Below are 2,101 nucleotides of genomic sequence, written 5' to 3'. Positions count from 1 at the left end.
AAAGATCGCAGCCTTCGGCAGCTCCTACAAATGGAACCGGGCTTAACCGGCGCCAGGCAGGTACAATGCCCACCCCTTTTTTGTTACGGCCCTGTCATGACTGACCCGATTCGCCTCTCCAAACGCCTCATCGAACTGGTCGGTTGCTCCCGCCGGGAGGCCGAGCTGTTCATCGAGGGCGGCTGGGTCACCGTGGACGGCGAAGTGATCGACGAACCGCAGTTCAAGGTCGGCGACCAGAAGGTCGAACTCGACAAGGACGCCAAGGCCACCGCGCCGGAGCCGGTTACGATTCTGCTCAACGTGCCGGCCGGTATGGCCGTCGACACCGCCATGCAATCGCTCAGCGCCGACACCCTCAGCGAAGAGCACCGCTACGGCAAACGGCCGTTGCGCGGACACTTCCTGCGTCTGACCGCCAGCGCCGACCTGCAGCCCAAGGCCAGTGGCCTGCTGGTTTTCACCCAGGACTGGAAAGTGCTGCGCAAACTGACTGCCGATGCGGCCAAGATCGAGCAGGAATACGTGGTCGAGGTCGAAGGCGACATGGTTGCCCACGGCCTCAATCGCCTGCAGCATGGTCTGACCCACAAGGGCAAGGAGCTGCCGCCGGTCAAGGCCAGCTGGCAGAACGAAAACCGCCTGCGCTTCGCCATGAAGAACCCGCAGCCGGGGATCATCGCGCAGTTCTGCGAAGCGGTTGGCCTGAAGGTCGTCGGCATCCGCCGCATCCGCATCGGCGGCGTGTCGATCGGCAAGGTACCAGTCGGCCAATGGCGCTACCTGTCCGGCAAAGAGAAGTTCTGACACCTCTGTTGCCGCCACACATTCCGGCAGCGTGCCTGCGCGTTGCCCACAACGATTATCAGGATGACCCACATGATTCATAACGACGTATTGCGTAGCGTGCGCTACATGCTCGACATCAGCGACAAGAAAGTCGTCGAGATCATCAAGCTCGGCGGCATGGACGTGGAGCTGAAAGACGTCGTCGCGTACCTCGACAAGAAAGAAGAAGACGAAGAAGGCTTCGTGCGCTGCCCGGACGAGGTCATGGCGCACTTTCTCGATGGCCTGGTGATCTTCAAGCGTGGCAAGGACGAAAGCCGTCCGCCGCAGCCGATCGAAGTGCCGGTGACCAACAACATCATTCTGAAGAAGCTGCGCGTGGCTTTCGAACTGAAGGAAGACGACATGCACGCGATCCTCAAGGCTGCCGAGTTCCCGGTGTCCAAGCCTGAGCTGAGCGCGCTGTTCCGCAAGGTCGGCCACACCAATTACCGCCCGTGCGGCGATCAGTTGCTGCGCAATTTCCTCAAGGGCCTGACCCTGCGCGTTCGTGGCTGATCACGCAACATGACTTACAGCGTCTCCCCCCATTGGCTTTGTGCGCTCCTGCTTCAAGGAGAAGTTCGCCATCCCGCGCCAGCCACAACTGGCCCCCGCCGCTCGTGGTGTGCTGGAGCTGGTGGCGCCGTTCGATCAGGGTGACGCGGTGCAGGGTCTGGAACAGGTCAGCCATGTCTGGCTGCTGTTCCTGTTTCATCAGGCGCTGGAAGAAAAACCGCGCCTGAAAGTGCGCCCACCGCGTCTGGGTGGCAACAAGTCCATGGGCGTATTCGCCACCCGCGCCACTCACCGTCCCAATGGCATCGGTCAGTCGGTGGTAAAGCTGGACAGGGTCGAGGCGCATCGGCTGTTCATCTCGGGCATTGACCTGCTCGACGGCACGCCGATCCTCGACATCAAACCCTATGTGCCTTACGCCGACATCATCCCCGAAGCCTCCAACAGCATCGCCAGCGCCGCGCCACAGCTGATTGACGTGCAGTGGACGGACGCCGCGCTGCAACAGGCGCACGGGCATGCTCAGCGCCTTGACGAGCCACTGGTCGAGTTGATCGAGCAGTGTCTGGCGCAGGATCCGCGTCCGGCGTATCAGACGCCAGCACCGGAGCGCGAGTACGGTGCGCAGTTCTGGGATCTGGACGTGCGCTGGCATTACCCGACGCCGGAGCAGATTTGCGTGCTGGAAGTCATCCCGGCCAACACCTGAGACCTCGCTCAATGTAGGAGCTGCCGCAGCTGCGATTCTTTTTGA

At 61.8% G+C, this 2,101-nt stretch carries 2 protein-coding genes and 1 pseudogene; all 3 read left to right on the top strand.

Annotation, left to right across the window (positions count from 1 at the left end):
• Window positions 1-96 precede the first annotated feature (96 nt).
• The 3 genes and pseudogenes from HT737_RS21885 to tsaA all read left to right on the top strand — a co-directional run bounded on the left by HT737_RS21885 (window position 97) and on the right by tsaA (window position 2,056).
• Complete coding sequence (locus HT737_RS21885; protein WP_182403988.1) at window positions 97-807, top strand: rRNA pseudouridine synthase; 711 nt, start codon at window positions 97-99, stop codon at window positions 805-807.
• A 72-nt stretch (window positions 808-879) separates the two neighbouring features.
• Window positions 880-1,347 (top strand): DUF1456 family protein, encoded by a 468-nt coding sequence (locus HT737_RS21880; RefSeq protein ID WP_047291996.1) that lies wholly within the window; start codon window positions 880-882, stop codon window positions 1,345-1,347.
• A gap of 9 nt (window positions 1,348-1,356) precedes the next feature.
• Window positions 1,357-2,056: pseudogene (tsaA, locus tag HT737_RS21875) on the top strand (tRNA (N6-threonylcarbamoyladenosine(37)-N6)-methyltransferase TrmO).
• Window positions 2,057-2,101: the final 45 nt, after the last annotated feature.

Source organism: Pseudomonas sp. MD195_PC81_125 (assembly GCF_014060985.1).
Taxonomy (GTDB): Bacteria; Pseudomonadota; Gammaproteobacteria; order Pseudomonadales; family Pseudomonadaceae; genus Aquipseudomonas; species Aquipseudomonas parakoreensis.
This window is presented reverse-complemented; position numbering and strand designations above follow the sequence as displayed.

What these genes read in the sequence shown, in the direction of transcription:
- HT737_RS21880 (WP_047291996.1), top strand. Translation starts at nt 880, where the DNA reads ATGATTCATAACGACGTATTGCGTAGCGTGCGCTACATGCTCGACATC.
- HT737_RS21885 (WP_182403988.1), top strand. Translation starts at nt 97, where the DNA reads ATGACTGACCCGATTCGCCTCTCCAAACGCCTCATCGAACTGGTCGGT.